General features: G+C 66.3%; 1 protein-coding gene. It reads left to right on the top strand.

Annotated elements, in window-relative coordinates:
* Nucleotides 1-6: 6 nt before the first annotated feature.
* Nucleotides 7-1,646: urocanate hydratase (hutU, locus tag G3N92_RS33875; protein ID WP_206131846.1), on the top strand; the 1,640-nt coding region annotated here is incomplete at its 3' end.

Here is a 1,646-nt window from a genome sequence, read left to right as displayed (position 1 = left end):
GCCGTCATGAATCATCCGAAGCACATCGATCCGCGTCTCGACCCGACGCGCGTGATCCGCGCGCCGCGCGGCAGCGAGAAGACCTGCAAGACCTGGCTGGCCGAGGCGGCCTACCGGATGCTGCAGAACAATCTCGATCCCGAGGTGGCCGAGCATCCGCACGCGCTGGTGGTGTATGGCGGCATCGGCCGCGCCGCGCGCAACTGGGATTGCTTCGACCAGATCCTCGCCTCGCTGAAGGATCTCGAGGACAACGAAACGCTGCTGATTCAATCGGGCAAGCCGGTGGGCGTGTTCCGCACCCACGCCGACGCGCCGCGCGTGCTGCTCGCCAATTCGAACCTCGTGCCGCACTGGGCGAACTGGGATCACTTCAACGAGCTCGATCGCAAGGGCCTGATGATGTACGGCCAGATGACGGCCGGCAGCTGGATCTACATCGGCAGCCAGGGCATCGTTCAGGGCACCTACGAAACCTTCTTCTCGGTGGCGAACCAGCACTTCAACGGCGATCCGTCGGGCCGCTGGATCCTGACGGGCGGCTTGGGCGGCATGGGCGGCGCGCAGCCGCTCGCGGCCACCATGGCCGGCTTCTCGATGATCGCCGTGGAATGCGACGAGTCGCGCATCGATTTCCGCCTGAAAACGCGCTACGTCGACAAGAAGGCCACCACGCTCGACGAAGCGCTCGCCATGCTCGACGAAGCGAAGCGCGCCGGCCGGCCGGTGTCGATCGGCCTGCTCGGCAACGCGGCGGACGTGTTCGCCGAGGTGGTCGAGCGCGGCATCGTGCCCGATTGCGTGACGGATCAGACGAGCGCGCACGATCCGATCAACGGCTATCTGCCGCAAGGCTGGCGCGTCGAGCAATGGCAGGAAGCGCGCAAGGTCGATCCGCAAAGCATCGTCGCGCCGGCCAAGCAATCGATGGCCAAGCAGGTGCAGGCGATGCTGACGCTGCAGGCGCGCGGCGCGGCCACGCTCGATTACGGCAACAACATCCGCCAGATGGCGCTCGAAATGGGCGTGAAGAACGCGTTCGATTTCCCGGGCTTCGTGCCGGCCTATATCCGCCCGCTGTTCTGCGAAGGCAAGGGGCCGTTCCGCTGGGTCGCGCTGTCGGGCGATCCCGAGGACATCTACAAGACGGACGCGAAGGTCAAGGAACTGATTCCCGACGATCCGCACCTGCACAACTGGCTCGACATGGCGCGCGAGCGCATCGCGTTCCAGGGCTTGCCGGCGCGGATCTGCTGGGTGGGCGTGAAGGATCGCTATCGCCTGGGCCAGGCGTTCAACGAGATGGTGAAGAACGGCGAGTTGAAGGCGCCGATCGTGATCGGCCGCGATCACCTCGATACCGGTTCTGTCGCCAGCCCGAATCGCGAAACCGAAGCGATGAAGGACGGCTCGGATGCCGTCAGCGACTGGCCGCTGCTGAACGCGCTGCTGAATACGGCGGGCGGCGCATCGTGGGTGTCGCTGCATCACGGCGGCGGCGTGGGCATGGGCTTCTCGCAGCACTCGGGCGTGGTGATCGTGGCCGACGGCACGCGTGAGGCGCACGAGCGCCTCGGCCGCGTGCTGTTCAACGATCCGGCCACGGGCGTGATGCGTCATGCCGATGCCGGCTACGAACTCGCGCA

Origin of the sequence: Burkholderia sp. Ac-20379, assembly GCF_017104645.1 — a bacterium.
Taxonomy (GTDB): domain Bacteria; phylum Pseudomonadota; class Gammaproteobacteria; order Burkholderiales; family Burkholderiaceae; genus Burkholderia.
The sequence above is the reverse complement of the archived record's forward strand: the minus strand, read 5'-3'. Positions and strand labels throughout refer to the sequence as shown.